The following is a 24,334-nucleotide window of genomic DNA, read 5'->3' on the forward strand; positions in this document are numbered from 1 at the left end:
GCGGACTTTTTTTGAACATCTTCGCGCTTTAATGCAGTATCTTCCATTCGATGACTGGGATCATTTGATGCGGTTTATGCTGAAAGGACTCAACGGCACAATTCCTGACTCCGGGTAGGGTTTTAAAATGAGAATTGCTGAGTTCTAACCGGTAACTCTCATTTTGAGAAGAAAAAGGCATTGAATTCAAGCCTGCTCAACTGTCTTTTAATAACGAATCGGCTGTTCAATAGAATACTGCTGAATGACCATTCCGTTTTCCTGCATTTTTTGCAAGGCGCCGGACTTATCAAGATAATAGTAAATGCCAGCTGCCAGCATCAACGAAGCCAGTACGGCAAAGGTGATCTTCCAGACACTGTAAGGGCGCTCACCCTGAACTTTACCGGACCGGCCATTAATGACAAAGCGGTAGGATTTATCCTTGTAACGAAACGCCGCCGACCAAACCGGCAGCAAACAATGCTTGTATGTCGTTCTGCTGTGCCGGGTTTCGACATGATGAATGCGCTGGTGATCGCCGCCGATATCGAAGCAAATGTCGCGGTAAATCTGGTCATCCATGATCTGCCGGGCATGATCAAAGCCCTCAGCCAATTCGACCTGATAATATTCACTGCGAAAGCCGCTCAGATAGTTCTCGTCATAAGGAATTAACGCATACAAATCCCAGGGTTGCAGGGCATCCAGGATTTTGCGGGGCAATGAACTGCTGGCACCGACCAGGACATCATCGAAAAAACGGCGGACCTGCCCGCTGACCGGTGTCCAGCGAATTTTGGGCACTTCCCTCATCTCAGTCACGACCCGATTATTTTTGACTACCTGCACAGGCTGCCTCACGTAATAAACATCACCCCGCTCTCCTGAGTAAGCCGTGACCGTATCGCTGTCGAACGTCCAGTACGGAAGATAGACACCGGTTAATTTGGTGTCACTTCGGGCATATTTTTTTACTGCGTTGGGAGCAAACCAGAGTCCGGCAATCCAGCGTTTAAATCGTTGCCGGGCAGCCGGTTCGTCAATACTGAACGGCAACAGCGATTTGGGCTGTATCGGTTTGATTTCTGTAGTCGCCGTGACTATGGGCGTCCCGCAAAAAGGGCATTCCCCCGCATGTATTTTGGCTTCGAACTGAAACCCTGCCCCGCATTCGTCACAATGGATTGTCGGCACGGCCGCTTCGGCACGGGTTTCTGTCACCCGTTTAAGCGCTTCTTTGAGATCGTACTCCTCGATAACACCCGTGCGTTGTTCTATTCGATTTTCGGTACCGCAGTACTGACAGATCAACAGGTCAGTGCCGGGTGCATACTTAATAACTGCGCCGCATTGTTTGCAAGGAAAACGCAGCGTCAATTGTTTGGCATCACGGGGCTTGATAACTGAAGACATTTTTGCCGATTACTTGGGGACAGGGGGAGGAACCTGCGCAAACACGGGGGCCAGCGCTGTGACTTTTTCTGCAGCAGTCCATTCGACCAAATCCTGGCTCCAAACCAAGGTTGCACGCGTCACCTCGCCTGTTTTGATTTTCTCCATTAACTCGGGCACAGAAAAAGGACCGCTTTGCTGACCGGCAACCGCGATAAAATACGTGGCAGCTCCGGGAATGGGGGGAGGAGAACCCGAAGCGGGCGGTTGCGATGCATTTAAGGTCTTCCCCAGATTTTGAGCCATCGCAAACCCCATTCCCATACCAATACCTTCCCCGGCACCACCGGACGGATTCTTTGCCGCTGCCGCCAGCGCTTCCGCCGCCTGAAACTGAGTATAACGACCAAGATCGCCGATTATGCCCATACTGGTTCGCTTATCCAAAGTTGCTTCCACTTCAGGCGGCAAGGAGATGTTTTCCACCATCAGTTGCATCACATCCAGACCGTAGGACTCAAATTCCGGCTTGATTTTTTGTGTGATGAATTCGCCCAACTCATTGTAATTTGCTGCCAAATCCAGCGCCGGAATACCCGACTCCCCCAGAATATCGGCAAAACGGGCGACAATCAGATTCCGCAGCTGTTCGGCAATGTCTCCGGTTTGAAAATGTCCGCTGGTACCGACAATTTCCTTGATCAAGGTCAGCGGCTCTTTGATCCTGAACGTATACGTACCAAAAGCCCGCAAGCGAATCGGGCCAAACTCCTTGTCACGCAACATGACCGGATTTTTGGTTCCCCATTTTAAATCGGCAAATCGGCGCATGTTAAAGAAATAGACTTCCGCTTTGAAAGGACTGGAAAATCCGTGCGGCCAACTTTCAAGCGTTGTCATGATAGGCATATTTCGAGTTTCCAGGCGATAAAGGCCGGGCTCAAAGAAATCCGCGATCCGGCCCTCATTAACCAACACCGCTGTTTGCGATTCTCTGACCGTCAGCATGGCGCCGTATTTGATTTCGTTGCCGTAGCGCTCAAACCGGTAAACCAGTGTGTCACTGGTTGAATCGGTCCATTCAATCACATCGACAAATTCGCCAAACAGTTTATTAAAAATACTCACAGGGTCTCCTCTGTTTCATGTCAGACACTTTTAAGCCAAGGGCCGATTCAAAAAAACCGGATCTTATCAGCCATTCCCAGTCTAAACTTTTAATGCTGCTTTGAGGATTGGCGTATGCCTCCCCGTTTTTATCGTCAAACTGGGAATTCCTGGGATTTTATACCTTGGTTGACGGACTGGCTTGAGCCGATGCCAATGTTTTTCTCAATTCAGCTTCGCACTGCTGCAACTGCACCACGGCTTCGCTTCGCATTTTTTTGCCCAAATCGGCGATTTGCAAACTTTCCTCGATGGTGGCTATTAAGGCCTGATTAGCCTGCTTGACGGTTTCTATGTCAAAAACGCCGCGTTCAAGCTGTTTACGCGTCTCGGCATTGGCCTGTTTGAGATTTTCGGCGTTGGCAGCCAACAGATCATTGGTCAAATCGGTTGCCGCCTTAACCGTTTCGGCCGCTTGCGATGATCTGAAAATGGTTACCGCAGTCGCAAGCTGTTGACGCCACAACGGTATGGTGTTGACTATCGTCGAATTGATTTTATTGACCAAGCCTTTATCATTTTCCTGCACCAGCCGGATACTGGGCAGGCTTTGCATCGATACCTGACGGGTTAAACGCAAATCATGAACACGCCGTTCCAGGTCATCCCTCATGGAGCGCAAATCGCGCAAATTTTGCGAGGCGATCACTTCCTGACTGCTTTCGGCCAATTTGGCCTGCTCCGGAATGATGAGGTTATCGAGCTCACGCAGTTTCTCTTCACCGGCAGCGATGTAGTCTTCCAGCGAATGAAAATAATCGAGATTAGCCTGATACAGTCTGTCCAATGAAGCTATATCGGTTAACAGACTGGTTTTATGCCTTTCCAGTTTGTCAGTAATACTGTCAATTTGTTTGCGTACGTCTTCATATTGCTGGACAAACTTAACCACCGGCTTGGCCTTGCCGATTAGCTTTGAGAAAAAGCCCTGTTTTTTATTCGGATCAAGGTCGTCTATTTCAAAGCCGCGAATTGTCGCGACCATTGCATTCAAATCTTCACCGGCCGGGCCGGTATCTTTGTTTTTAACGCCTTCCAGCATTCGGTCCGATACCGTGGTCAATTGTTCCTGGGCTTTACTGCCGAAAAATAATATCGAGTGTGTATCTTTAATATCGATCTCTTGTAACAGTTGGCTAATTTTTTGCTTTTTTTCACTAGGAGCCTCCTGAAAAGAAACGATGTCGGCCTGAACACCGGGAACGAGTTCCTGAGTCGGGGGCAGCTGCGTTTCGTCTATTTGCACAGGGGCGCTGGTTATTACCTGATCTTGTTGTTCACTCATAGCGGATGATTCTCCATCGATTTATTATGCAACATCACATGATGCCTTCGCGTTTCAGTTGTGCGGTCAGTACTTCAATTTTCACGTCCAGATCGAACATGTCTTCTTCCAAAAGCTTTTGTTGTTGTTCCTTAAAAGCAGACTCTATAGCTTCCAGCGCCTGCCTGAAGTTTTGTTCCAGTTCCTGAGAGGCGGATTGTCTATGGGTTTTTGCATAGCCTTCCGTCACTTGCTTGACACTGTCCAGGTAGACATTAAGAAATTTTCTAGCCCGGCGAATGCCGCGCGGATCGGCTTCCAGCTCCGAGATCACCCCTTCGGCAATTTCGCAAATACTGTCAATTCGTTGATTAAGTTCACTGTTGAGAATTTTACGATTGGCTTGTTCAATGGTCTTTATGGTGGCAAATGCACCCGTCAAAGTTTGCCTGATCTCATCACCGGAATAACCATGCGCCTCAGTTAACTGAAAAGGTTTAGGCCGGTCAAAGCCATAACTCAAATACATGCCCAATAAAGCGCCAACGCCGTAGATCAACGATACGGGCAGGCTTTGCTGCGCGCCTAGTACGGCCAGCAGACCTGTTGTTAAAGCAACCAGCAGCGCCGCAATTAATTTCAAGGGCCATTTGGTTGCATTCAACCATCTGTTCATCCGCGTAGAGGCTTCGGCCGCCAGACCTCTGCGTAGCAGCATTGCTGCCAGGCAATAAAGTGCAAACCCGGTTGCATTAACAATGATGGACATCACATGACCTTTTACAAGTCCGATGATCACCGCAGGAATAAGAGCCAGCGCTAAAAAATAAAGCAGCAGTCCTCGAGGCGAGTAATGGTGCAAAGTATCTTCGGTAAAACGCTTGGCGAATTTCAACGACGGCAGCCTGTCCATTATTTAATTCCCTGTATAAAAAATGAGTGATTTTCGGCAAACGTATCGGCGGACTCGGCCTTGACTATAGACTGACACGTTACCAAACCGACAGTGGCCACCAGCAAGATGAAACCAAGCAATTTTCTGAAAAATCCGGACATATCTTTCTAAACCTCTTTTTTATTCTGAATGATCATTAAGCGCTGTACTGCATTTACCAGTTAAACCTTTTAATGTGGTTTTGATGGCAGCCTACCCAGCAATTCTCAGTTTGATCTTGTCGGCGTCATTTTGGGCTGGGAAAAGCCTTTTGAGGAACACCGTAAACCCTCCATGGGGGCTTGACAGCAGCATCCCTGCTGCCGACATCCTCAAAAAGCTTCCCCCTGCCCTTTTTTTGTTCAAATTGAGAATTGCTGCAGCCTACCTAGAGCCGTCATCGCTTCAAATGTTAATGCCTACCCTTTTCATCATCAACTGGGGCATTGCGACGCTGCACATTTCCTGCTTGACCCTACAAATGTAAATAAATGCCGCTAAAATTAGCGTACCAGAATTCATTCCGTCCTATCTCACAATGACCGTTTTTTTTACTAAAAAATCCTTAATGTAGACTCTTCGGCCATTCGAGATAAGACTGACGACCCTTTAATGCCTTGACAAAAGCCTTGTTCAAGGGGGAAAGTGAATTATAAGCAGCACTGATGACTTTGAGACTTAGGTACGTGAATTTTTCGTTTGAATCAAGCTATGGAAAAAATAAAAATCATCGAAACTGATTTATTTATCGGCATTCCGCTGGAATGGGCCGTTTATGATGAAGAAGGGCAGTTACTGCTCGATAAAGGCTATATGCTCAATTCCGAAAAGCAAAAGCAAATACTTTTGACTCAGGGTATTTTTCGTCTCGATTTTACGGCTCAGACTATTGAAAAACCAAGACCTCCGACTGACGGTAAGTTTTTTAAAGGCACCACACATGATACGCTGAAATTATTAGGCAAAACACTCAGAGTGTTGTTCGACAAGATTCATGAAAACACGCCTGATGATTATTCAAATCACTTTCTGGATTTAGCAGCCGTCATCCAAAGACTCTGCCGCACTCAATGCGATGCGGTTCTGGGAACCATATTGCTTGATCAGAGTTTTAATTACTCACATATTCATCCGCTGCTTAGCGCCGTGTTGACGGAGCTACTGGGAAAACGAAAACAACTGAATGAAGACAATAGAAGAATTTTTATCGCCGCTGCACTCACCCAAAATATTGGGATGTTGGAACTCCAAAAAAAACTGGCCAATCAAGCCTCTCCCCTCTCGGACCAGCAACGGGACATAATCAAAGCTCATCCGGAACTGGGCCGAGCTTTGCTACAAAAAGCCGGCATTAACAATGCGGAATGGTTGAATGCCGTACATAATCACCACGAACGTATTGACGGCAATGGTTATCCGGACGGTTTATCAGGTGATGCAATCCCTGTCGCAGCGCGAATTTTGTCGCTTACCGATATTTACAGCGCAATGATATTACCTCGGGCCTACCGTGACGGCTTTTATGTAAAAAAAGCTTTGCGCGACATTTTTTTACAGCGGGGAAGCGCCGTAGATGAATCACTTGCCCATCTTTTGATCAAAGAAATTGGCATTTATCCACCCGGTACTTTCGTTTTATTAGCCAATGGCGAAACCGGTGTCGTATTAAAAAGAGCGCCTGTTGATACAGAATCGATCCATGTGCTCAGCCTTCTTAATCCTCAGGGTAAGCCTTTCGCAAATCCAAAACAAAGAGTCAGTGACGAAACCGTAGCTTTTAAAATTATAAAAGCCACTCAACGCCTCAAAAACGTCGCCATCCAACCGGACCGTTTTTGGCCATTATCCCATTAAGAAATCACTGCAAAGCACATTACGTGCCTTTTAAAATATTTATCATTTTCTCAGCAGAGACAAATACATAAATAATTGATTATTATAGACATAAATAAAATTTCCACGGTTTTTTGTAAAAGTTTGTCAATGCACAGATGAATCTGCTTGTACAGTTTTTATAATATGCTTTAATTGACATCAAATTTACCTATCATCTGCTTTTTTCGCATTAATGCCATCCCTGAACCCTCAAAAAAAGTTAACTCATTACACCTCTTTTCATCCTTTTATTGCCTGGCTGGTTTTTCTAATCTTGGCCGGTTTCGCGCTAAATGAACTTAACCAGATCAGAACAATATGGCGTTTGAACGATCTGATCGAAAATCCTGAAAAAATCAACTCTTCCGATACGGACCTGCCACCGGAAGTTCTGTTTGCCAAAGCACGTTATCTGAATGATCAAGGTGACTATCAGGAAGCTTTGCGCCTTTATTTACAAATTGAACATCAGGGAAATGAAAATTTCCGTTTGAAGGTTCAATACAATATGGGCGTGATCTATCTTCAACAGGCCAGTAAACTCTGGAAATCAAAAGGCGTTTGGGAATACAGCCAGATCAATACCCTTTTAGATTTAACCGAACAATACCTTAGACAGGTGCTTAACAAACAACCGGATCATTGGCAGGCACGATTTAATCTGGAATATGCTTTACGAATTCGCCCGCCGGCGAAGGAAGAGGAAAAATCTGACTGGCAAGGCCATAAAAGCAGCGTTCATGCAATCATGCCGGGAATTCCTGAGGGCGGGCCTTGATTTACCGGGATTTCAGACTTTGGTGCCCGGCCGTTGCCATCGCGCTGTTGATGTGGGCGGCATTGAATCCACAGATCAAAGTGCAGAAAGATACTTACAACTTGATGATCGTCATTGACATCACGCAAAGTATGAATGCGCAGGATTATCATGTCGATAACCAGCCTGCCGATCGTTTGTCTTTTGTTAAAGCGGCATTGAAAGAAGTCCTTGCCGAACTGCCCTGCGACTCTAAAATAGGCTTAGGACTATTTTCGACTAAAAATATATTTTTGCTGTTTGAGCCATTGGAACTTTGCGCTCATTATGCAGCAATCGATGAAAGTCTCGCAAAAATTGACTGGCGCATGGCCTGGGCTGCAGACAGCCATATCGCCCGGGGAATCTACACCAGTTTAAGCGACATTCAAAAACTGGAGTCAAAACCCGGTCTGGTATTTTTTACCGATGGTCAGCAAACGCCAAAATCCGCCAAAGAACCGTTTTTTCAAATGGAAGCAGGGAAAACTCCGGGCTTGATCGTTGGCACCGGTAATCTGGAGTCAGTCCCTGTGCCCAGACTGGATAATCAAAACCAACAGATTGGATTCTGGCAAATTTCAGAAGCAGAAGGCCGCCGACGCGCTAACACCGATATAACCGGAAATTATCTAACCGCGGTTCAGGAACCCTACTTACAGAGATTGGCGGTTATTACCGGATTGTCGTATCACCATCTGGAAGACGCGGATAAACTGCTCAGTGCTTTAAAAGCATCCAGCCTCTTACAAAAACAGCCGGTCAATTATCCGTTTGCATGGATGCTGGCAGCCGTGTCTCTCCTCTTGTTACTTACTCCCTTCGCAGTAAACCGGTTGGCCCAAAAGCCATGATTTCCCGTTTGGTTAATCTCTTCCCGTTATGGGCGGCCATTCTGGCTTGTGCCGCTTATTTTTATCCCGGCCTGTTCATTTCCGGCAAGCAGATGATTGTTCCTTTGCTGTCGTTGATTATGTTTACTATGGGGCTGACCCTGACCTGGAGTCACTTTCAGGACACGCTGAAATATCCCGGCATTATTTTGTTGACCATGGCTATCCAGTTTACCGTGATGCCGCTGCTGGCTTGGCTGCTGTCCGGATCATTCAGCCTGACGAATGATCAGTCAGCCGGCATGATTCTGGTGGGATGCAGTGCAGGAGGGACTGCATCCAACGTGATCTGCTATCTGGCCAGAGGTAATGTGGCCCTGTCCATTCTGATGACTTTGTCATCTACAGTGGCTGCTGTTTTTATCACACCACTACTGACACTGGTTTTAATGGACCAGTCAATCAGCCCACCTTTCTCTGATATGATGAAAAGTCTGATAGAGTTGATCATTATTCCCGTCATGCTGGGCACTATGCTCAATACATTCTTTCAAAACCGGATAAGCGCAATTCATCACTTTTTACCGCTGATGGCCAGTCTGGCCATCGTAGCCATCATTGCCGTAATCGTATCGCTCAATCAACAGCAGATCGAAGACATGGGATCGACTCTATTGGCTGCAGTCGCACTTCATAATTTGGGCGGTATGCTGGCAGGGTATGCGATTCCATGGCTGCTTCGCTATGACAAACAGACGTGCCGGACAGCCAGCATTGAGGTGGGCATGCAAAATTCAGGACTGAGTGTTGCATTGGCTATCACTTATTTTTCCAGCGCAGCTGCACTTCCCGGCGCCATCTTCAGTATCTGGCACAACCTGTCAGGTTCGTTTGCCGCCATGATATGGCGAAAATATGACGTTTGATAGTAACCACCTGCCTCACTAGCACCTTAATTTCTATAACTATCAAGACACTAGATTAATTGGCCTTTTTATTGCTGGAAAAAATGAGTACCTAAAAAAAAAGGGGCTTGTATGCGAATTTATCGTACGGTGATTATCCTGCTACTGAGTTGCACAACTCTGTCTTGCGCAACACAAAATCAAAACATAAACGATCAGGCCGCTTCTTCTGAAGCACTGACCTCCCGGGAAGAAGCGGTAGGATTTTTCAGCTCGATTTACAGTTTTATGCGAGATACCGAACGAGGTGCTTACGGCTTGATGTACGATATTCGTGATGGAACGGACAGCTTTATCTATGATGTCCAAAAAGACTATTACGAAGATTATCAAAAATAAGCTGACAACAAGCCGATTGGTTAAGCTCGGAGTAGCGGTTACCCAATCAACGACTATAATCTGATTACGATATTATTAACAAATGGCGTCATACTATGGAAATTAAATCAAGTTTTCTCGGCGAACAACAGGTAGACCCAACTACTCTCATCACTTTCCCCAAAGGCATCCCCGGTTTCGAAAACCAGACAAAGTTTAAACTATTTCATCAGGAACAAAACCCTATCATTTACTGGTTACAATCCATTGATGACGAAAATTTGACTTTCTCTGTCGCAAACCCGGCAAATTTCAATATTAACTACAGCTTCGTTATTAGCGACGAAGAGCAAGCGTTGCTCAAACTGGAAAACATGGACGATTTAATTATCCTGATTCTATTGCATGCCGGAGCGGATGCCCAAGAAGCTGGAAAACCGGCAATAAAAGGGGCCATAAAATCGCCTTTGTTGATCAACAGCGCCGAAAGAGTCGCCATTCAAAAAAACTTGTCAGAAATTGAACAGTCCATCACCGTGTTTGAAAAAAATGAAATGGTAGACACGGCCGAGATATAAGTACAACCGCATACAAAATAGGCTCCACCGTGTTTCCAATCCCCTGAAGTCAGGTGGAAACACGCGGAGAATATAAGCTTTGATCAGCCGGTCAAACTTTCGCTTTCAGAGACTTAGAAAGCCTATGACATTAAAGTTTGAGGTTAATTGGGGTTGAAATTTAAATGGATAATTTAAAAACCTGAGAACCGCTCAAATTGACACGCATCAGGCCGCTTGAACGGGAATCGCGTTTCCGGTTCGAATGATTTCATTTTTATCATTGAAATAAACCAGTGTTGGCTTGAATGCAGCCAACTCCTGCTGATCCAAAATCGCGTACGCACACACAATGATCAAGTCGCCTGGACAAGCCAGACGGGCAGCAGCACCATTCACAGAGAAAATGCCGGAACCTGCCTCAGCGCGAATAGCATATGTCGTAAAGCGCTGGCCATTATTGATATTGTAAATTTGAATTTGTTCGTATTCTCTGATACCCGCATAATCCAAAATTTTACTGTCTATAGCACAGGAACCTTCATAACCCAGTTCCGAAAAAGTAACTGTAGCCCTGTGCAATTTGGCTTTTAGCATTGTTGTTTGCATAATCGAACAAATAAATTTTAAAGAAACCGTAAATTATTCCCGAATAAGTGATCGCCTTCAACAAAAAACTCTTATCGGCTTATCACTCTTGACAGACAACATCACAAACCCGCTCTCAATTAATGAGGAGCATACCTTGAAAATCTCAAATTATCAATCAACCTGGTTTTACCCAGTTTTGCCGCGGCCAGCAATACCAATTCACTATCCTGCTCAGATGCCGGCTCAAGATCATGGCTTCGGCAAAAACTGACATACTCCGGTTCAAATCCCAAGGACGCTAATATAGCCATGGCTTCCCTCTGTATTTCAGCCAATTGACTTTCGGGTTGTTGCGCTTTATCTCGGGCATTACACAATAACTTATATAATTCCGAAGCACATTTTCTTTGTTCTACAGAAAGATAATTGTTTCGTGAACTCATAGCCAGACCATCTGGCTCTCTAACAGTCGCGACACTTTTAATCTCGATATCAAAATTAAGATCCCGAACAAGCCGCCGGATAATGGTTAATTGCTGGAAATCTTTTTCCCCGAAAAAGGCGATATCCGACTGAACTATATTAAACAGCTTCGCAACTACGGTAGCAACACCGTCAAAATGTCCCGGCCTTGAACGTCCACAATGCAAAGTGGACAGATTTTCTATTGTAATAGAAGTAGCATGGTCCTTGGCATACATCGCCTCAGGTCTGGGCAAAAACAGCACATCGACCGAACAAGAAGCCAAGGCTTTTGCATCATCGGCTTCGGTACGCGGATAACTGGCAAAATCTTCGCCCGGACCAAACTGAGATGGATTGACAAAAATACTGACTATGACTCTTTCAGCAGCTTTACTCGCCTCTTCTACCAGTTTTAAATGTCCTGCATGAAGATTGCCCATAGTGGGCACAAAAGCAATACGCTGACCTTCAAGCCGCCATTTTTTTACCAGAGGTCTAAGTTCAGCTATCGATGAAACGGTCAGCATAACACCCTAATAACTGTGTTCAATGGTTGGAAACCGGGCTTCTTTAACCGCAATATGATAATTACGAATTGCGTCTTCAATAGAAGCAGCCCCTTGCATAAAATCTTTGGAGAATTTTGGCCTTCTACCGGCACCGATATTCAAAATATCGTAAAGCACCAAAACCTGACCATCACAGTCAATGCCTGCGCCTATTCCGATCACTGGAATGGTTAATTGCTGACTGATGGTTTGTGCAAGACTGGCCGGCACGCACTCCAGTATCAACAGACCGGCTCCGGCTTGTTCCAATGAAACTGCATCCGAGATAATACGCTCCGCATCAGACAACTCGCGTCCCTGAACTTTATACCCGCCCAAGCAATTAATAAATTGCGGCAACAAACCCAGATGCCCACACACAGGCACGCCATTACCCACGAGAAAACTGACCACATCAGGCCGGGCGCCTTCCAGCTTGATCATATTCGCGCCGCCGCTTTGAATCAGTCGGGCGGCATTTTCAGCGGCCGCGAGGAGACTGGTATAACTCATAAAAGGCAAATCGGCTACCACCAAAGCCCTGTTACAGCCCCTGGAGACGCATGCAGTGTGATAAAGCATGTCATCCATCGTCACCGGTAATGTTGTCGTGTGCCCTTGAAAAACCATGCCCAAGGAATCGCCGACAAGAATCACTTCTATGCCTGCTTTATCCAAAACGGCACTAAAACTGGCATCATACGCAGTCAAACAACTGATTTTTTCATCGCGGTTTTTCATAGCCTGCAAATCATTGACAGACAATCGCTTCTTTTCGGACACTCGGGAAGTATAGGGTTTCATGAATAAAGCTGTTGCAGACCGACTTGAGGGCAATGCTCAAGCAATGTCGTTAATGGACCATAACCGGGAACAAGCAAATCCGGAGCGATTTCATGCAAAGGATAAAGTACAAAAGCCCTGTCCGCGAGGCCACTATGAGGCAAGGTCAACACCGGGTCAGCCAATTGCATTTGATCATAGATCAAAAGATCGAGATCCAGTGTTCTGGCCCCCCATCGCAACCCGGTCCGGACCCGACCCTGTTCATGCTCAATAGCTTGAAGACAGCGTAGCAGTTCAAAGGGCTCCAAGTCTGTTGATACCGACATCACCGCATTGACATAGTCAGGCTGATCCTGAGGCCCCATAGGTAAGCTGCGATAAAGGCTGGAAAAGGCAACTTCGCTGATCTTATCTATCGCAGCAATCGCAGCACGGGCAGATTTAATTTGCTGCACGGGATCATCAAGATTACTGCCCAAGCCGATATACGCGATAACCGTAGCTACCGTCACAAGGCGCCTCCTGTCATACGCTATCTTGCGGATGTCTGTTTACCGCTTTAGCTTTGTTTGTCCGTCGGCGTTTGGTCTGTTTCCGCTGAGGATTACGGGATAACGAAGCAATCATTTTTTTCTGTTCAAGCTCGGGTACTTCCTGAAACTCCGTCCACCAATCCCCTAGAGCAGGATCTTCGCCTTCAGCTTGAATACGCAACAACAGGAAATCATAAGCCGCTCTGAATCGGGGATGACTCAACAAACGGAATGCCCGGTTACCTTCCCGTCGCGAAAACCGGGGTTGCAAGGTCCATACTTCTCGCATGGCCAGCGTAATTCTTTTGGGAAAAGCCGTCGATTTTAACTGACGATTGATAATTTCACTCGATGCATTCTGGTAGGCAATCGTTTCGTTAACGCCCTGTTGAATTTGTCTTTTCGCTTCAGTCTTAACCGGATTCCAAAGAAATGCAGCAAACAAAAAATAGGCCGTGACTGTTTTACCGTCGGTTATTCGGGCATCGGAGTTTTCAAGTGCCTTGATCAAAAATAATTTGGGGAAACCTTCCTCTTCCTCGGCCAAAGAATCTTCGACTAAGGGAAAAAGCTCTCGAAACAAATCATAATGACGCAACATTTCAAAGGTTTGCAAAGCATACCCGGATAAAAATAATTTGAGCGTTTCGTCAAATAAGCGAGCAGGAGGAATGTTATTAAGTAGGTCAGCCAAGCCGGCAATGGGTTTCTCGCTGTCGGGATGCAGATTAAAACCCAGTTTGACAGCAAACCTGACGGCCCTCAGCATCCGGACCGGATCCTCCCGGAAGCGGGTTTCAGGATCACCAATTAACCGCAAAGTACCGGAAAGATGGTCTTCCATGCCGCCCACATAATCAATAACACTGAAGTCCTTGATATTGTAATAAAGGGAATTCACGGTAAAGTCCCTTCTCCACACGTCTTCTTCAATGTTACCGTACTGGTTATCCCTGAGCAGCCGACCTTCTTCATTCAGAAAACGGTGCTCACTATTTTCTTCTACCGATCCTCGAAAGGTAGCGACTTCTATGATATCCCTGCCGAATTGCACATGAGCCAAACGAAATCTGCGGCCAACCAAGCGGCAATTACGAAACACTTTTTTGATCTGATCCGGACGCGCATCAGTAACCACATCAAAATCTTTAGGCTCTCGGCCTAACAAAAGATCACGAACACAGCCACCTACCAGATAGGCTTCAAATCCGGCTTTTTTTAGTCTATAAAGGACCTTTAAAGCGTTTTCGCTAACTTGAGAACGCGATATTGAATGTTCTGATCTAGCATAGACTCTAGGCCCCGGCTTAATTTGCACCCTCTCTTCCGTAATCTGAGAAGACGGTTTCATGGAGGAGCTAATGATTTTCTTGAAGAAACTTAAAATAGCCTTTTTCCTTGCTTTATTTTTATAATGAATTAATCATACCACCTGCCGCGTTAGCAACTCAATCAACACGATTCTTTTTAGATACCAGTTTTTATAGTAGAATCTAGTAATATTTAACAAGCGAGACGTTCTCCGCCTTATCAACCGATCGGCACATTGACTTCCCGTTTAGCGCTTTATTCACCCAAAACATACCGGAGTTAAATCATGTTCAAAAAGATAATCATAGCTTTAATTGATAAGCCTTTATTAACAAGCCTTTTTGTAACGGATTTGGGGATTTTACTATTTCACAGACCGCCCTTCCTTTTCTCAGTGGTCATGTTTGGGGCGTTGCTGGCAATGAGCATGTATTTCGGACAAAAACTGTCTCTGTTCAAAAATTGAATTTGACAGGGGTTATTCTTCGTTGGTAACTCATAAGTCACTCAAACCAAGCCAAAAGCATCCCGGCTTTTGGCGGAGAATGGCGGCACAAGCATACGACCTTTTTCTGTTGCTGGCGGTATTATTTGTTGCCACTGCCATCATTCTCCCCCTCAATGATGGCGAAGCATTTGCACCCACTCAGTTTTTTTATCCCGCCTACCTGCTTCTCATCAGCTTCATTTTTTACGGCTGGTTTTGGACCCATGGCGGCCAAACACTGGGACTGAGAGCTTGGAAATTAGCAGTGTTGACAGTCGATCAAAAACCGCTTGGCTGGAAGCAGGCCGCGATGCGTTTTTGCACGGCGTTGTTATCGTGGCTTCCTTTAGGTCTTGGTTTCCTGTGGGTCCTTGTAGATAAAGATAAGAACAGCTGGCACGACCGGCTGTCAAAAACTTATCTGTTCTATACATCACCGAAATAATTTCTACTGAACCCGACGAAGCGCATATAAAGCCACAGTAAAAACCGTCAAACTGGGTACAAATGCCATAATCGCCGGATTAAGATCATAGATCAAACTCATATGACCTATGATTTTATCTCCGATATTAAATCCTAGACCGATCACCACGCCAATCAACATCCGCGCACCGGCACTCACTCCTCTTTTAACACCAATAACAAACGGTGTTGCAATCATCAGCATCACAAAAGTCACGAAAGGATTGACTACCCGCCCCCAGAATGCAAATTCGTAGGTTTGCGACTTTTGTTTGTTGTCTTTCAAAAACCGAATGTACGTATTAAGGTCGTAAAGCGACAGATTATCAGGGCTCACCACTACAACGTTCACCAATTTGGGATCGATTGATGACTTCCATGGCAGACTTTTCAATTTGGCTACTTTGACTTGTTCAGTTGAAATATCACTTTGCTGGATATTTTCCATTTCCCACTGATTCGCTCCCTTGAATAACGCTTTTTGAGAATGCATCGCCTTGGATAAGCGGTTATTTTCATCCAGCTCATAGGTGTAGATATTTTCCAAATCACCGTTCTCTTCAATTTTCTTGACGTTAATGAAGGTCTGCCCCTCTCTTAACCACAAACCATAAAGGCTTTTGATCATGATTTGATCTGCGCGGGACTTGGATTTCAGTGTTTGTGCCATTTGCTCTGTATTTGGCGCAATCCATTCACCAACAGTGATGGCGACAGCCACAAGAATGGCACCGGCCAGCATAACCGACTTAATGATCGACAACACTGAAACACCGGAGGCCCTCATAGCAACCAGTTCACGGTGGTTGCCCATGCCGCCCAGCACAAACAAACTGCCTAATAGAGCGGAAGCCGGCACCAATTCATAAAAAACCCGGGGCGAGGTGAGCGCCACGTAATAAACAATTTCTTTAAGGTTATAACTGCCTTTTCCCAGACTTTTTAACTCATCGCTGAACGTAAAAAGGCTAAACAAGGTTAATAAAAACAAGGCTGCTAACGACGATCCTTTCAGCACCTCTTTTACAATATAGCGTGTCAGTACATTCACAGTCCCAGTTTCCCCCTCAGGCTTTCTTTTAAGTAACGCCATCCAAACAGCCGCATCAAAAGAATGAGCGCCAAAATCATTAACAGCACATGAACCCATACGGCGCCAAACCAAACAGGAATCTGGCCCTTAATCACCCAACTATGGCTCACTCTGATGAAATTTCCGTAAGCAAAATAAATTAAAAATGCCACCAGCACATTGCCGTAAACCCCCCCTCTGGGCGCTGTTTGAGCCAAAGGAACGGCCAGCAAACTCAAAACAAAAACACCCGCGGGAATCGAAAAACGCCGCTGCAACTCAGCAATATCCCTGACTTCAGTAGACTCCAAGAGTTTACCAGTAGCAATCGACTCATGGTCGTAATTCAGGACTGTTTCCTTTTCTTCCAGTCGAACGGCATATTCAACAAATTCTTCGATAATATAATCCGCTTGACCGGGAGTACCTTGAGTCCTTCTGCCATTATCAAGAACCAGATAAAGGCCTCCGGGTCGGTTTTCCAAATTGCCTGATTCGGCATTGAATATACTGACTTTGTTACCCTGCCTGTGTTGGACAAACACCTGGTGCATTATTCCATCCTTGGTAAGATCCTCCACGTAAAAGACAAGATCACCGTGCTGATATTCGCTAAATCGGCCTGCAGCGATACCTCGGATATCTGCTGATTTTTCATCTTCATGCATCAACTCCTTGACCGTCGCTTCGGCCCAGGGTCCCGTATAAAATGACAGCGCAAATGAAATCAGCATCAAAGGTAAAACCAGCACATAAAGAGACCGATAAATTATCCCTGAGCTGCCTCCGGCCGAAAATACAGCCGCCATTTCCTGATCACGATACATGCGCCCAACTACCATTAATACGGCCATAAACAGAGCTGCAGGAAGAAATGCAATAGCCGCGCTTATCATCTTAAGCCCTAAAACATGTATCAAGGTCTCACTCGAAACCGCGCCCTCAATAGCTTTTTCCAGTATTTTGATAAACCGTTTACTAACGATAATTACGACGATCACCGACAAAACCGAGACTAACGTTCCTGCCAAATCGAGCACGATCATTTTGTCCAACACACTGATCAGCGGAGACCTTCTTTTTCGCCCACGTTCGGACCATAATTCGCTCAATTTCTTCCCCTCATAACACACCTACACATTTGAGTTTCATCTATAAAGTGATACGTTAATTATTCAAACCAGGTTGACTGTGCATTTTTCCAGACAATACAGGTGGTTGCCCAACTTTTACGCTTCGTAAAAAATGACTTGCTGTATAATAAAAAACATGACTATACGCTGATTTTGGCGCATCCCTTAGACACGAAACTCATCTGACTCAACTTACATCAAAAAAAGTATGGACTATTCTATAGAAAGCACGCCATTAGAAAAACTGCAATGTGACTGTCTCATTGTCGGGATTTATGAAAATCTTCAGCTTAGCCCCTCCGGCGCGCTATTGGATCAGCTTTTGAAAGGGGCGATCAGTCAATTAGCCGCGCGTGGTGATACCAAAGGAAAGTTGAACGAAGCCTTGCTTATCAATTGGTTACCGGACATGACGATTAACCGGGTCGTGCTCGTCGGACTGGGCAAACAGGACAGCCTGACCGGTAAGCAATATAGAACGGCTTTAGCCGCAGCCATAAAAACAATCAGAGATGCTCAAATCAAATCCGCCGTCTGCACTTTGGCAGAACTGCCTGTAGCTCAATACGACTGGCGCTGGAAAACCAGACAGATTATCGAAGTTTTCGGTGACGCGCTTTATCAATTCAAACAGTGCAAGTCTGTCGTGGAAAATGAATTCAAAACTGAACAGATCACTGTCCTGGTCCCAGAAGACCAGCTGACTGGCGCACAAAAAGGATTAGCTGAGGGTCTGGCTATTGCCGATGGCGTATCTCTAGCCAAATATCTGGGCGATTTACCCGGCAATATCTGCACCCCTTCATTTCTCGCAGAACAAGCGCAAAGCATTGGAAAAAAACTCTCCAAGCTGGCCGTCGATGTCTTGGAAGAAGAAGACATGCAAGCACTGGGCATGGGTTCTTTCTTATCCGTTTCACGAGGCAGCCGCCAGCCCGCCAAACTGATTATCATGAACTACCAGGGCGGAGAAAAGAACAGCAAACCGATTGTATTGATCGGCAAAGGCCTGACTTTTGATGCGGGCGGCATCTCGTTAAAACAGAGTCTGGGCATGGATGAAATGAAGTACGACATGTGTGGCGGCGCGAGCGTCATCGCGGCATTACAAGCCGCAGCCAGCCTTCAGTTACCCTTAAATATCGTCGGTCTGGTGGCTTCCTCTGAAAATATGCCGGATGGCGATGCGAATAAACCCGGCGACATTTTGACCAGCATGTCCGGAAAGACCATCGAAGTCCTCAATACTGATGCAGAAGGCCGGCTGATTCTCTGCGACACGCTCACCTACGCCCAACGCTTCGAGCCTGAAGTCGTAATCGATATGGCGACGTTGACCGGCGCCTGCCTGGTTGCCTTAGGAAGAGTACCGAGCGGCTTGCTGGGTAATGATGACGCTCTTTGTAATGACTTGCTGGCCGCCAGCGAAACTTCTTGCGACAGCCTATGGCGTCTCCCGTTATGGGAAGAATATCAGGAACTGCTTAAATCCAATTTTGCCGATATGGCTAACATAGGCGGAAAAGACGCGGGAACCATTACTGCCGCTTGTTTTCTAGCCAAATTTGCTGAAAACTTCCGCTGGGCTCATCTCGACATCGCAGGAACAGCTTGGCGCACGGGTCCCAACAAAGGTGCTACAGGCCGACCCGTGCCTTTATTGATGCAATATTTATTGAATAGAAGCTCGACTCTCACCGCCCGCTAAATGACCGGAGTCAGTTTTTATATCCTGGAGAAAGACTCTGCGCAGGGAAAATATATTTTTGCCTGCAAGTTGATCGAAAAAGCTTACCGGCAGGGTCAATTCAGTTTTGTACTGACTAAAGATGATCGTCAGAGCCAAATCATGGATGATTTGCTCTGGAGTTTTCGGCCCGGCAGTTTCATTCCTCATGACAAAATGCCCTGCACACCTAATACTAATTCATCCAGAGTATTGATAGGGAAAGCGCTACCCTCAGATGACCATCAAACCTTGCTGATCAATCTCTCTGAAAACTGCCCGGATTTGGACCATCAAAATGCCCGTATCATTGAAATTATCGAAAATGATGAAACGGCAAAAGCAGCAGGCCGGGCACGCTACAAACAATACCAATCAGCGGGTTTTTCTATAGAAACTCACCGTCTCTGAGTCAGCGCTGAAGAAAATCAGCGCTGCCAGTAAACACGATGGTCATTTTGTTAATCTACTAACGAATTCAATGACCCCAGGATGCGGCTTTATTTTTCAGCAACCGGTACTGAAGGGGCAGGAGCTACTTGAGCAGCGGGAGCGCTTGTTTGATCATCAGCCGGCTTTTGTTCGGGTTGTTCAGACTCGCTGACTTCTTCCTCACTGCTCATAATCAGCGAGGCAAAGCAATTCATCGTGCTTTCCGTATAGTTTCTATGCGCTTCAGCTAAACCTTTAGGCGAGCCGAATTCTGTCCGCAACTCTTCCATCACTTGCTGAGGATTTTTTGCATCCTTCAAGGTCAGCATTCTTGCATAACTACGAAAGGCCTCAAGACGTCTTGGATCGTAATTGAAAATACCGCCCATGTTGGCAGAACTTAAGTCAACAATGCATCGTGTTACGACTTCAGGATCAAGCTTATAATCCTTTACATCTTGCTCATTTTTAATCTGTTCCATGACGGCTTTTTCATAAGCCGTTCTTTCCTGACATCCGGACAACAACAAGACAGCGCCACATAGGAATAATAATTTTTTCATAGTCTGATTTTGGATAGGTCTATTGAGCAGGGAATCTGCGCCAAGGTGATATAAAACTTATGAACAAACACGAAATAACCCAAAATTTACAGGCTCTTATTCCCAATAAAAAGTGGCTTAAATAAACCATTTTCCGGAAAGTTAGAGAGTATTTTTTAGTTTGATCCTCGTGTTCGCTCGTTAAAATTCAATCAGGTATAGGTACCGAACTGATTTGCTTCATGGTATTGTGAATCCACGCTTCAGCTTCGGCATTAATGTCCTGAGCCTTGCGATTGCCACTCTCGATTGGCGGCCCAATGACAACCTTAATACAACCGGGATATTTCAAAAAACTGTAGCGCGGCCAAAATTCGCCCGCATTGTGCGCAATCGGAATAATCGGAACGCCTGTCTTTTGAGCCAGCATGGCACCACCGGCATTAAACTTTATTTTTTCACCCGGCGCTGTTCGCGTACCTTCGGGAAAAATAACGACCCAACTACCCTGTTTTAGATAAAGGGTGCCTTTTTCGATCAATGTTCTGAGCGCACCAACTGCATTTTTACGATCGATTGCAATCGGTTTTAACATACCCAAAGCCCAGCCCCAGACAGGAAACCACAACAACGATCGTTTTAACAATGTTGCCTGTTCCGGTAATAGCCAACGCATCGCCAATGTTTCCCATGCTGATTGATGCTTACACAAGGCAATAGCAACAGGGCATTCTTTAATATGCTCCAGCCCTTGTATATCATAGGTAAGTCCGCAAAAAAACCTAGCCATCCAGATGACCAACGCGCACCAATATTTGGCGAACTGATAGCCTAACCAATAACTGAAAGGTGTCGACAACAAAATAAGGAAGCCAACCATTGTCGCGGTAACAAAAATACAGACAAATAACACTGAAGACCCGATATAGAGCCGGCATTTATCGAATAGCGTAAATTGATGGATATCAGTCATCGCACTCATTACAGTTGTTAATCGTTAATTTAGTCATCCAATCGTGCTTACGATTGCAACTTGGAAATATCGGCACAGGTTAAAAACTGTCCGGACACCAATTCCAGCAAAGCCAAACGGTTGTTACGCAAGATCAAATCATCCGTCATAACCATGACATGATCAAAGAAGGCATCAACCCCGTCTTTTAGACTTGCCAGCCTGCTGAGCACTGCTTGGTAATCGCGCTTCTCCAGTAGAGGCTGAATGGCCTCGGCCGATTCCTTCGCCGCTGCCAGTAAAGTCAATTCCTGGATCTCCACCAAGCCTGTAACCTCAAGGGCCGCTTCGCCGCCGGATTTTTTCAGAATATTACGTATCCGTTTGTTGGCGCCAGCCAAACTTTCCGCCTCGGGCAGTTGCCTGAATAACTTGACGGCCTGAAGCCTTTGCATGAAATCCAGGGGTTCGCGCGGCATAATCGTATAAACGGCATCAAACTCATCGGGTTTGTAGCCTTTATCCAGGCAGTAGCCCCGTAATCTTTCGTAAATAAAATCGATAACGCGGTCCTGCGTCTCTGTTTTGTTAAAATCATGAACGAATTGTTCTAATGCGAATTCGACAACAGCGACCAAATCCAGCGCAAGCTCGCGTTCAATGATGATTCTTAACACACCCAATGCCGCCCGTCTGAGCGCATAGGGATCCTTATCACCTGTGGGAATCAGGCCGGCACTGAAAATGCCTGTCAATGTGTCGATTTTTTCAGCGATGGACAGAATTTGACCGGTAACACTGGATGGCGTAAGGCCTCCGGATTGCTTGGGGAAATATTGCTCCTCCAGAGCCAGTGCCACTTCTTCAGGTTCATTATCAGCCAAGGCATAATAACGGCCCATGGTACCTTGCAGGTTGGCAAACTCTCCAACCATATCCGTCATCAGATCGGTTTTAGCCAGCATTGCTGCCCGCTTTGCCAATTCGCTGTCCGCGTCCAATTGCGCCGCAATGTAATCGGCCAGTTGTTTGACCCGATGCGTTTTATCGGCCAATGTACCCAGTGTTTTCTGGAATACTATTGAATTCAGACTTTCTATCCGGTCTTCCAGACTCTTTTTTCTATCCTGCTTCCAGAAAAACTCGGCATCCGACAAGCGCGGCGTAATAACCCGCTCATTGCCCGTCTGTATTGATGCCGGACGCTTGCTCTCGATATTACTGAACGTGATAAAGTGGGCCAGCAAACTGCCGTCAGCGCGTTTGACCGGAAAATATTTCTGATTGGTCTGCATGGTGGTGATCAGCACCTCGGCAGGCAGCTCCAGAAAACGCTGATCGAAATGCCCTACAACAGGAACCGGCCATTCATTCAATGCGGCGATTTCCTCTAATAAATCGTCTTCGATATGAGCAATGCCACCCATATCGGAAGCGGCTTGATGAGCGGCCTGACGGATGATGTCTTTACGCGTTTCAAAATCAGCGATCACATGGCCTTGCTGATATAAAACATCACTGTAAGTTTCAGGCCGTTCCAATAGAATGGACTGCGGCGCATGAAAACGGTGACCTCGTGTATGAGCACCCGCTTTCAAACCTAATATTTCAGCCTCGATTATCTGCTCACCAAACAGTAACACGACCCAATGAACCGGCCGGACAAATTCAGTAGCGAAGCTGCCCCAGCGCATTCTTTTGGCAATCGGCAGATCGGCGATACTTTTGCTGATGATTCCCGGAATCAAATTTTCTGTTGCCTGGCCTTTGATGGCTTGATGATAAGCCAGCCACTCACCTTTATCAGTAACTAAACGCTCCAATTGATCAAACGAGGCGCCGCAACTGACTGCAAAGCCCTGTGCCGCCTTACTGGGTGTTCCATCAGGCATAAATGCCGCCTGTATGGCCGGCCCCCGCTTCTCTACCGTTTTGTCCGGTTGAGCCGTGACCAGATCGCTGACAAAAACCGCCAACCGTCTTGGCGTCGCATAAGCTTTAACATCCTTATAACTTAATCCGGCGTCAGTAAGGCCTTGAACCATATTGTTTTGCAATGCCCGGCTCAAAGTGAGCAAGGTTTTAGGCGGCAATTCTTCCGTGCCCAACTCAAATAAAAGGTGTTTATACTGGCTCATGCCGGGACTCCTTGTTCTTGTTGCTGCAATAGGGGGAATCCTAAAGCCTCTCTGCGGTTATAGAAGCATTCGGCAACCGCTTTGGATAAATTTCTTACCCTGAGAATATACCGCTGCCGTTCCGTTACCGAAATGGCATGACGGGCATCGAGCAAATTAAAGGTATGCGAGGCTTTTAAAACCATCTCGTAAGCAGGCAAGGGCAAATCGCGCTCCAGTAATGACTGGCATTCCTGTTCAAAGGTCTCAAAACAATTGAACATAAACTCGACATTGGCATGCTCAAAATTGTAAGCCGACATCTCAACTTCATTTTGATGAAACACATCGCCGTAAGTCACTTTACCGAAAGGGCCATCCGTCCATACCAGATCGAATACGCTTTCCACACCTTGAAGATACATGGCCAGCCTTTCCATGCCATAGGTGATTTCACCGGTCACCGGTTTACATTCCAATCCGCCGACTTGCTGAAAATAGGTAAACTGGGTCACTTCCATGCCATTAAGCCAGACTTCCCAGCCCAAACCCCAGGCTCCCAGCGTCGGTGACTCCCAATTATCTTCCACAAACCGGATATCGTGTTCCAGCAGGTCAAAGCCCAGGTACCGCAAAGACCCCAGATACAACTCCTGGATATTGTCAGGCGACGGCTTTAGAACGACCTGATACTGGTAATAATGCTGCAGGCGGTTGGGATTTTCGCCGTACCGGCCATCGGTAGGACGGCGCGAAGGCTGAACATAAGCGGCATTCCAGGGTTCCGGACCAATAGCTCTCAAAAATGTAGCCGGATGAAAAGTTCCTGCTCCAACCTCTTGATCCAAAGGTTGTAATAATACACATCCCTGCTTTGCCCAATAAGCCTGCAAAGCGAGAATTAAACCCTGAAACGTTGATAAATCGTAGTTTGTTGAAGACACGACGGTTCTGTGATTCCGTAATAAAGGGCGAAAATTATAACTTAATTTACCCTCAAATACACAAGCATACGGACACAGCGGAAAATAAACCGGATGGATAGAAGGTTTTTAACTTGTTTTATCACACGCCAGCCTGCTTTAAATGGC

General features: G+C 46.1%; 24 protein-coding genes. 9 read left to right on the top strand and 15 right to left on the bottom strand.

What is annotated here, in order from left to right; genetic code table 11:
• Positions 1-207 precede the first annotated feature (207 nt).
• From Q7V32_RS05380 to Q7V32_RS05395, 4 genes are all read right to left on the bottom strand, one after another.
• A complete protein-coding gene (locus Q7V32_RS05380; RefSeq protein WP_304895953.1) occupies positions 208-1,395 on the bottom strand; it encodes a primosomal protein N' (replication factor Y) - superfamily II helicase in 1,188 nt (395 codons plus the stop codon).
• A gap of 9 nt (positions 1,396-1,404) precedes the next feature.
• On the bottom strand, positions 1,405-2,502 hold the full coding sequence (locus tag Q7V32_RS05385; protein ID WP_304895954.1) for an SPFH domain-containing protein: 1,098 nt from the start codon (positions 2,500-2,502) through the stop codon (positions 1,405-1,407).
• 157 nt (positions 2,503-2,659) lie between these two features.
• The gene (locus tag Q7V32_RS05390) at positions 2,660-3,826 is read right to left on the bottom strand and encodes a toxic anion resistance protein (protein WP_304895955.1); all 1,167 of its coding nucleotides are present in this window, start codon (positions 3,824-3,826) and stop codon (positions 2,660-2,662) included.
• Between the two features lie 34 nt (positions 3,827-3,860).
• On the bottom strand, positions 3,861-4,718 hold the full coding sequence (locus Q7V32_RS05395) for a 5-bromo-4-chloroindolyl phosphate hydrolysis family protein (RefSeq protein ID WP_304895956.1): 858 nt from the start codon (positions 4,716-4,718) through the stop codon (positions 3,861-3,863).
• Between the two features lie 732 nt (positions 4,719-5,450).
• On the opposite strand from Q7V32_RS05395, the gene Q7V32_RS05400 reads away from it, so the two are divergent.
• The 6 genes from Q7V32_RS05400 to fliW all read left to right on the top strand — a co-directional run bounded on the left by Q7V32_RS05400 (position 5,451) and on the right by fliW (position 10,104).
• Positions 5,451-6,593: an HD-GYP domain-containing protein gene (locus tag Q7V32_RS05400; RefSeq protein ID WP_304895957.1), complete on the top strand. Its 1,143-nt coding sequence runs from the start codon at positions 5,451-5,453 to the stop codon at positions 6,591-6,593.
• A 214-nt stretch (positions 6,594-6,807) separates the two neighbouring features.
• Positions 6,808-7,392, top strand: coding sequence for an MxaK protein (locus Q7V32_RS05405; protein ID WP_304895958.1), 585 nt, complete (start codon positions 6,808-6,810; stop codon positions 7,390-7,392).
• Positions 7,389-8,264: a VWA domain-containing protein gene (locus Q7V32_RS05410; protein ID WP_304895959.1), complete on the top strand. Its 876-nt coding sequence runs from the start codon at positions 7,389-7,391 to the stop codon at positions 8,262-8,264. Before Q7V32_RS05405 ends, Q7V32_RS05410 begins: the two co-directional genes overlap by 4 nt.
• Positions 8,261-9,169 carry a bile acid:sodium symporter family protein gene (locus Q7V32_RS05415; protein ID WP_304895960.1) on the top strand — a complete coding sequence of 303 codons (909 nt, stop codon included), beginning with the start codon at positions 8,261-8,263 and terminating at the stop codon, positions 9,167-9,169. The genes Q7V32_RS05410 and Q7V32_RS05415 overlap by 4 nt, the downstream gene beginning before the upstream one ends.
• Positions 9,170-9,280: 111 nt before the next feature.
• Positions 9,281-9,547: a hypothetical protein gene (locus Q7V32_RS05420; RefSeq protein ID WP_304895961.1), complete on the top strand. Its 267-nt coding sequence runs from the start codon at positions 9,281-9,283 to the stop codon at positions 9,545-9,547.
• Positions 9,548-9,642: 95 nt separating this feature from the next.
• Complete coding sequence (fliW, locus tag Q7V32_RS05425; protein ID WP_304895962.1) at positions 9,643-10,104, top strand: flagellar assembly protein FliW; 462 nt, start codon at positions 9,643-9,645, stop codon at positions 10,102-10,104.
• A 207-nt stretch (positions 10,105-10,311) separates the two neighbouring features.
• On the opposite strand, the gene panD is transcribed toward fliW, so the two are convergent.
• From panD to pcnB, 5 genes are all read right to left on the bottom strand, one after another.
• A complete protein-coding gene (gene panD, locus Q7V32_RS05430; protein WP_159653578.1) occupies positions 10,312-10,692 on the bottom strand; it encodes an aspartate 1-decarboxylase in 381 nt (126 codons plus the stop codon).
• A gap of 119 nt (positions 10,693-10,811) precedes the next feature.
• The gene (gene panC, locus Q7V32_RS05435) at positions 10,812-11,666 is read right to left on the bottom strand and encodes a pantoate--beta-alanine ligase (RefSeq protein ID WP_304895963.1); all 855 of its coding nucleotides are present in this window, start codon (positions 11,664-11,666) and stop codon (positions 10,812-10,814) included.
• Between the two features lie 6 nt (positions 11,667-11,672).
• A complete protein-coding gene (panB, locus tag Q7V32_RS05440; RefSeq protein WP_304895964.1) occupies positions 11,673-12,491 on the bottom strand; it encodes a 3-methyl-2-oxobutanoate hydroxymethyltransferase in 819 nt (272 codons plus the stop codon).
• A complete protein-coding gene (gene folK, locus Q7V32_RS05445) occupies positions 12,488-12,985 on the bottom strand; it encodes a 2-amino-4-hydroxy-6-hydroxymethyldihydropteridine diphosphokinase (RefSeq protein WP_304895965.1) in 498 nt (165 codons plus the stop codon). The genes panB and folK overlap by 4 nt, the downstream gene beginning before the upstream one ends.
• A 13-nt stretch (positions 12,986-12,998) precedes the next feature.
• Positions 12,999-14,357 (bottom strand): polynucleotide adenylyltransferase PcnB, encoded by a 1,359-nt coding sequence (gene pcnB / locus Q7V32_RS05450; protein WP_304895966.1) that lies wholly within the window; start codon positions 14,355-14,357, stop codon positions 12,999-13,001.
• Between the two features lie 448 nt (positions 14,358-14,805).
• On the opposite strand from pcnB, the gene Q7V32_RS05460 reads away from it, so the two are divergent.
• Positions 14,806-15,249, top strand: coding sequence for an RDD family protein (locus tag Q7V32_RS05460; RefSeq protein ID WP_304895968.1), 444 nt, complete (start codon positions 14,806-14,808; stop codon positions 15,247-15,249).
• 3 nt (positions 15,250-15,252) lie between these two features.
• On the opposite strand, the gene lptG is transcribed toward Q7V32_RS05460, so the two are convergent.
• A complete protein-coding gene (lptG, locus tag Q7V32_RS05465) occupies positions 15,253-16,320 on the bottom strand; it encodes an LPS export ABC transporter permease LptG (protein ID WP_304895969.1) in 1,068 nt (355 codons plus the stop codon).
• The gene (lptF, locus tag Q7V32_RS05470; RefSeq protein WP_370691421.1) at positions 16,317-17,453 is read right to left on the bottom strand and encodes an LPS export ABC transporter permease LptF; all 1,137 of its coding nucleotides are present in this window, start codon (positions 17,451-17,453) and stop codon (positions 16,317-16,319) included. Before lptF ends, lptG begins: the two co-directional genes overlap by 4 nt.
• Positions 17,454-17,682: 229 nt before the next feature.
• Here lptF and Q7V32_RS05475 point away from each other — a divergent pair, with 229 nt between their 5' ends.
• Complete coding sequence (locus Q7V32_RS05475; protein ID WP_304895970.1) at positions 17,683-19,182, top strand: leucyl aminopeptidase; 1,500 nt, start codon at positions 17,683-17,685, stop codon at positions 19,180-19,182.
• A complete protein-coding gene (locus Q7V32_RS05480; RefSeq protein ID WP_304895971.1) occupies positions 19,183-19,611 on the top strand; it encodes a DNA polymerase III subunit chi in 429 nt (142 codons plus the stop codon). It begins immediately after the preceding gene.
• Between the two features lie 89 nt (positions 19,612-19,700).
• Here Q7V32_RS05480 and Q7V32_RS05485 read toward each other — a convergent pair whose 3' ends face one another.
• The 4 genes from Q7V32_RS05485 to glyQ form a co-directional block, all read right to left on the bottom strand.
• Positions 19,701-20,195 carry a membrane lipoprotein lipid attachment site-containing protein gene (locus Q7V32_RS05485; RefSeq protein ID WP_304895972.1) on the bottom strand — a complete coding sequence of 165 codons (495 nt, stop codon included), beginning with the start codon at positions 20,193-20,195 and terminating at the stop codon, positions 19,701-19,703.
• A gap of 187 nt (positions 20,196-20,382) precedes the next feature.
• Entirely contained in the window at positions 20,383-21,156 is a 774-nt protein-coding gene (locus Q7V32_RS05490; RefSeq protein ID WP_370691422.1) for a lysophospholipid acyltransferase family protein, read from the bottom strand.
• 38 nt (positions 21,157-21,194) lie between these two features.
• Complete coding sequence (glyS, locus tag Q7V32_RS05495) at positions 21,195-23,264, bottom strand: glycine--tRNA ligase subunit beta (RefSeq protein WP_304895973.1); 2,070 nt, start codon at positions 23,262-23,264, stop codon at positions 21,195-21,197.
• A complete protein-coding gene (gene glyQ / locus Q7V32_RS05500; RefSeq protein WP_304895974.1) occupies positions 23,261-24,187 on the bottom strand; it encodes a glycine--tRNA ligase subunit alpha in 927 nt (308 codons plus the stop codon). The genes glyS and glyQ overlap by 4 nt, the downstream gene beginning before the upstream one ends.
• Between the last annotated feature and the right edge of the window lie 147 nt (positions 24,188-24,334).

This window comes from Methylicorpusculum sp. (genome assembly GCF_030651835.1).
Classification (GTDB): domain Bacteria; phylum Pseudomonadota; class Gammaproteobacteria; order Methylococcales; family Methylomonadaceae; genus Methylicorpusculum.

Excerpts from the sequence above, each read along its gene's own strand:
- Q7V32_RS05380 (WP_304895953.1), bottom strand. The coding sequence starts at position 1,395 with ATGTCTTCAGTTATCAAGCCCCGTGATGCCAAACAATTGACGCTGCGT.
- Q7V32_RS05390 (WP_304895955.1), bottom strand. The coding sequence starts at position 3,826 with ATGAGTGAACAACAAGATCAGGTAATAACCAGCGCCCCTGTGCAAATA.
- Q7V32_RS05395 (WP_304895956.1), bottom strand. The coding sequence starts at position 4,718 with ATGGACAGGCTGCCGTCGTTGAAATTCGCCAAGCGTTTTACCGAAGAT.
- Q7V32_RS05400 (WP_304895957.1), top strand. The coding sequence starts at position 5,451 with ATGGAAAAAATAAAAATCATCGAAACTGATTTATTTATCGGCATTCCG.
- Q7V32_RS05405 (WP_304895958.1), top strand. The coding sequence starts at position 6,808 with ATGCCATCCCTGAACCCTCAAAAAAAGTTAACTCATTACACCTCTTTT.
- Q7V32_RS05415 (WP_304895960.1), top strand. The coding sequence starts at position 8,261 with ATGATTTCCCGTTTGGTTAATCTCTTCCCGTTATGGGCGGCCATTCTG.
- Q7V32_RS05420 (WP_304895961.1), top strand. The coding sequence starts at position 9,281 with ATGCGAATTTATCGTACGGTGATTATCCTGCTACTGAGTTGCACAACT.
- fliW (WP_304895962.1), top strand. The coding sequence starts at position 9,643 with ATGGAAATTAAATCAAGTTTTCTCGGCGAACAACAGGTAGACCCAACT.
- panD (WP_159653578.1), bottom strand. The coding sequence starts at position 10,692 with ATGCAAACAACAATGCTAAAAGCCAAATTGCACAGGGCTACAGTTACT.
- panC (WP_304895963.1), bottom strand. The coding sequence starts at position 11,666 with ATGCTGACCGTTTCATCGATAGCTGAACTTAGACCTCTGGTAAAAAAA.
- panB (WP_304895964.1), bottom strand. The coding sequence starts at position 12,491 with ATGAAACCCTATACTTCCCGAGTGTCCGAAAAGAAGCGATTGTCTGTC.
- pcnB (WP_304895966.1), bottom strand. The coding sequence starts at position 14,357 with ATGAAACCGTCTTCTCAGATTACGGAAGAGAGGGTGCAAATTAAGCCG.
- Q7V32_RS05475 (WP_304895970.1), top strand. The coding sequence starts at position 17,683 with ATGGACTATTCTATAGAAAGCACGCCATTAGAAAAACTGCAATGTGAC.
- Q7V32_RS05480 (WP_304895971.1), top strand. The coding sequence starts at position 19,183 with ATGACCGGAGTCAGTTTTTATATCCTGGAGAAAGACTCTGCGCAGGGA.
- Q7V32_RS05485 (WP_304895972.1), bottom strand. The coding sequence starts at position 20,195 with ATGAAAAAATTATTATTCCTATGTGGCGCTGTCTTGTTGTTGTCCGGA.
- Q7V32_RS05490 (WP_370691422.1), bottom strand. The coding sequence starts at position 21,156 with ATGAGTGCGATGACTGATATCCATCAATTTACGCTATTCGATAAATGC.
- glyS (WP_304895973.1), bottom strand. The coding sequence starts at position 23,264 with ATGAGCCAGTATAAACACCTTTTATTTGAGTTGGGCACGGAAGAATTG.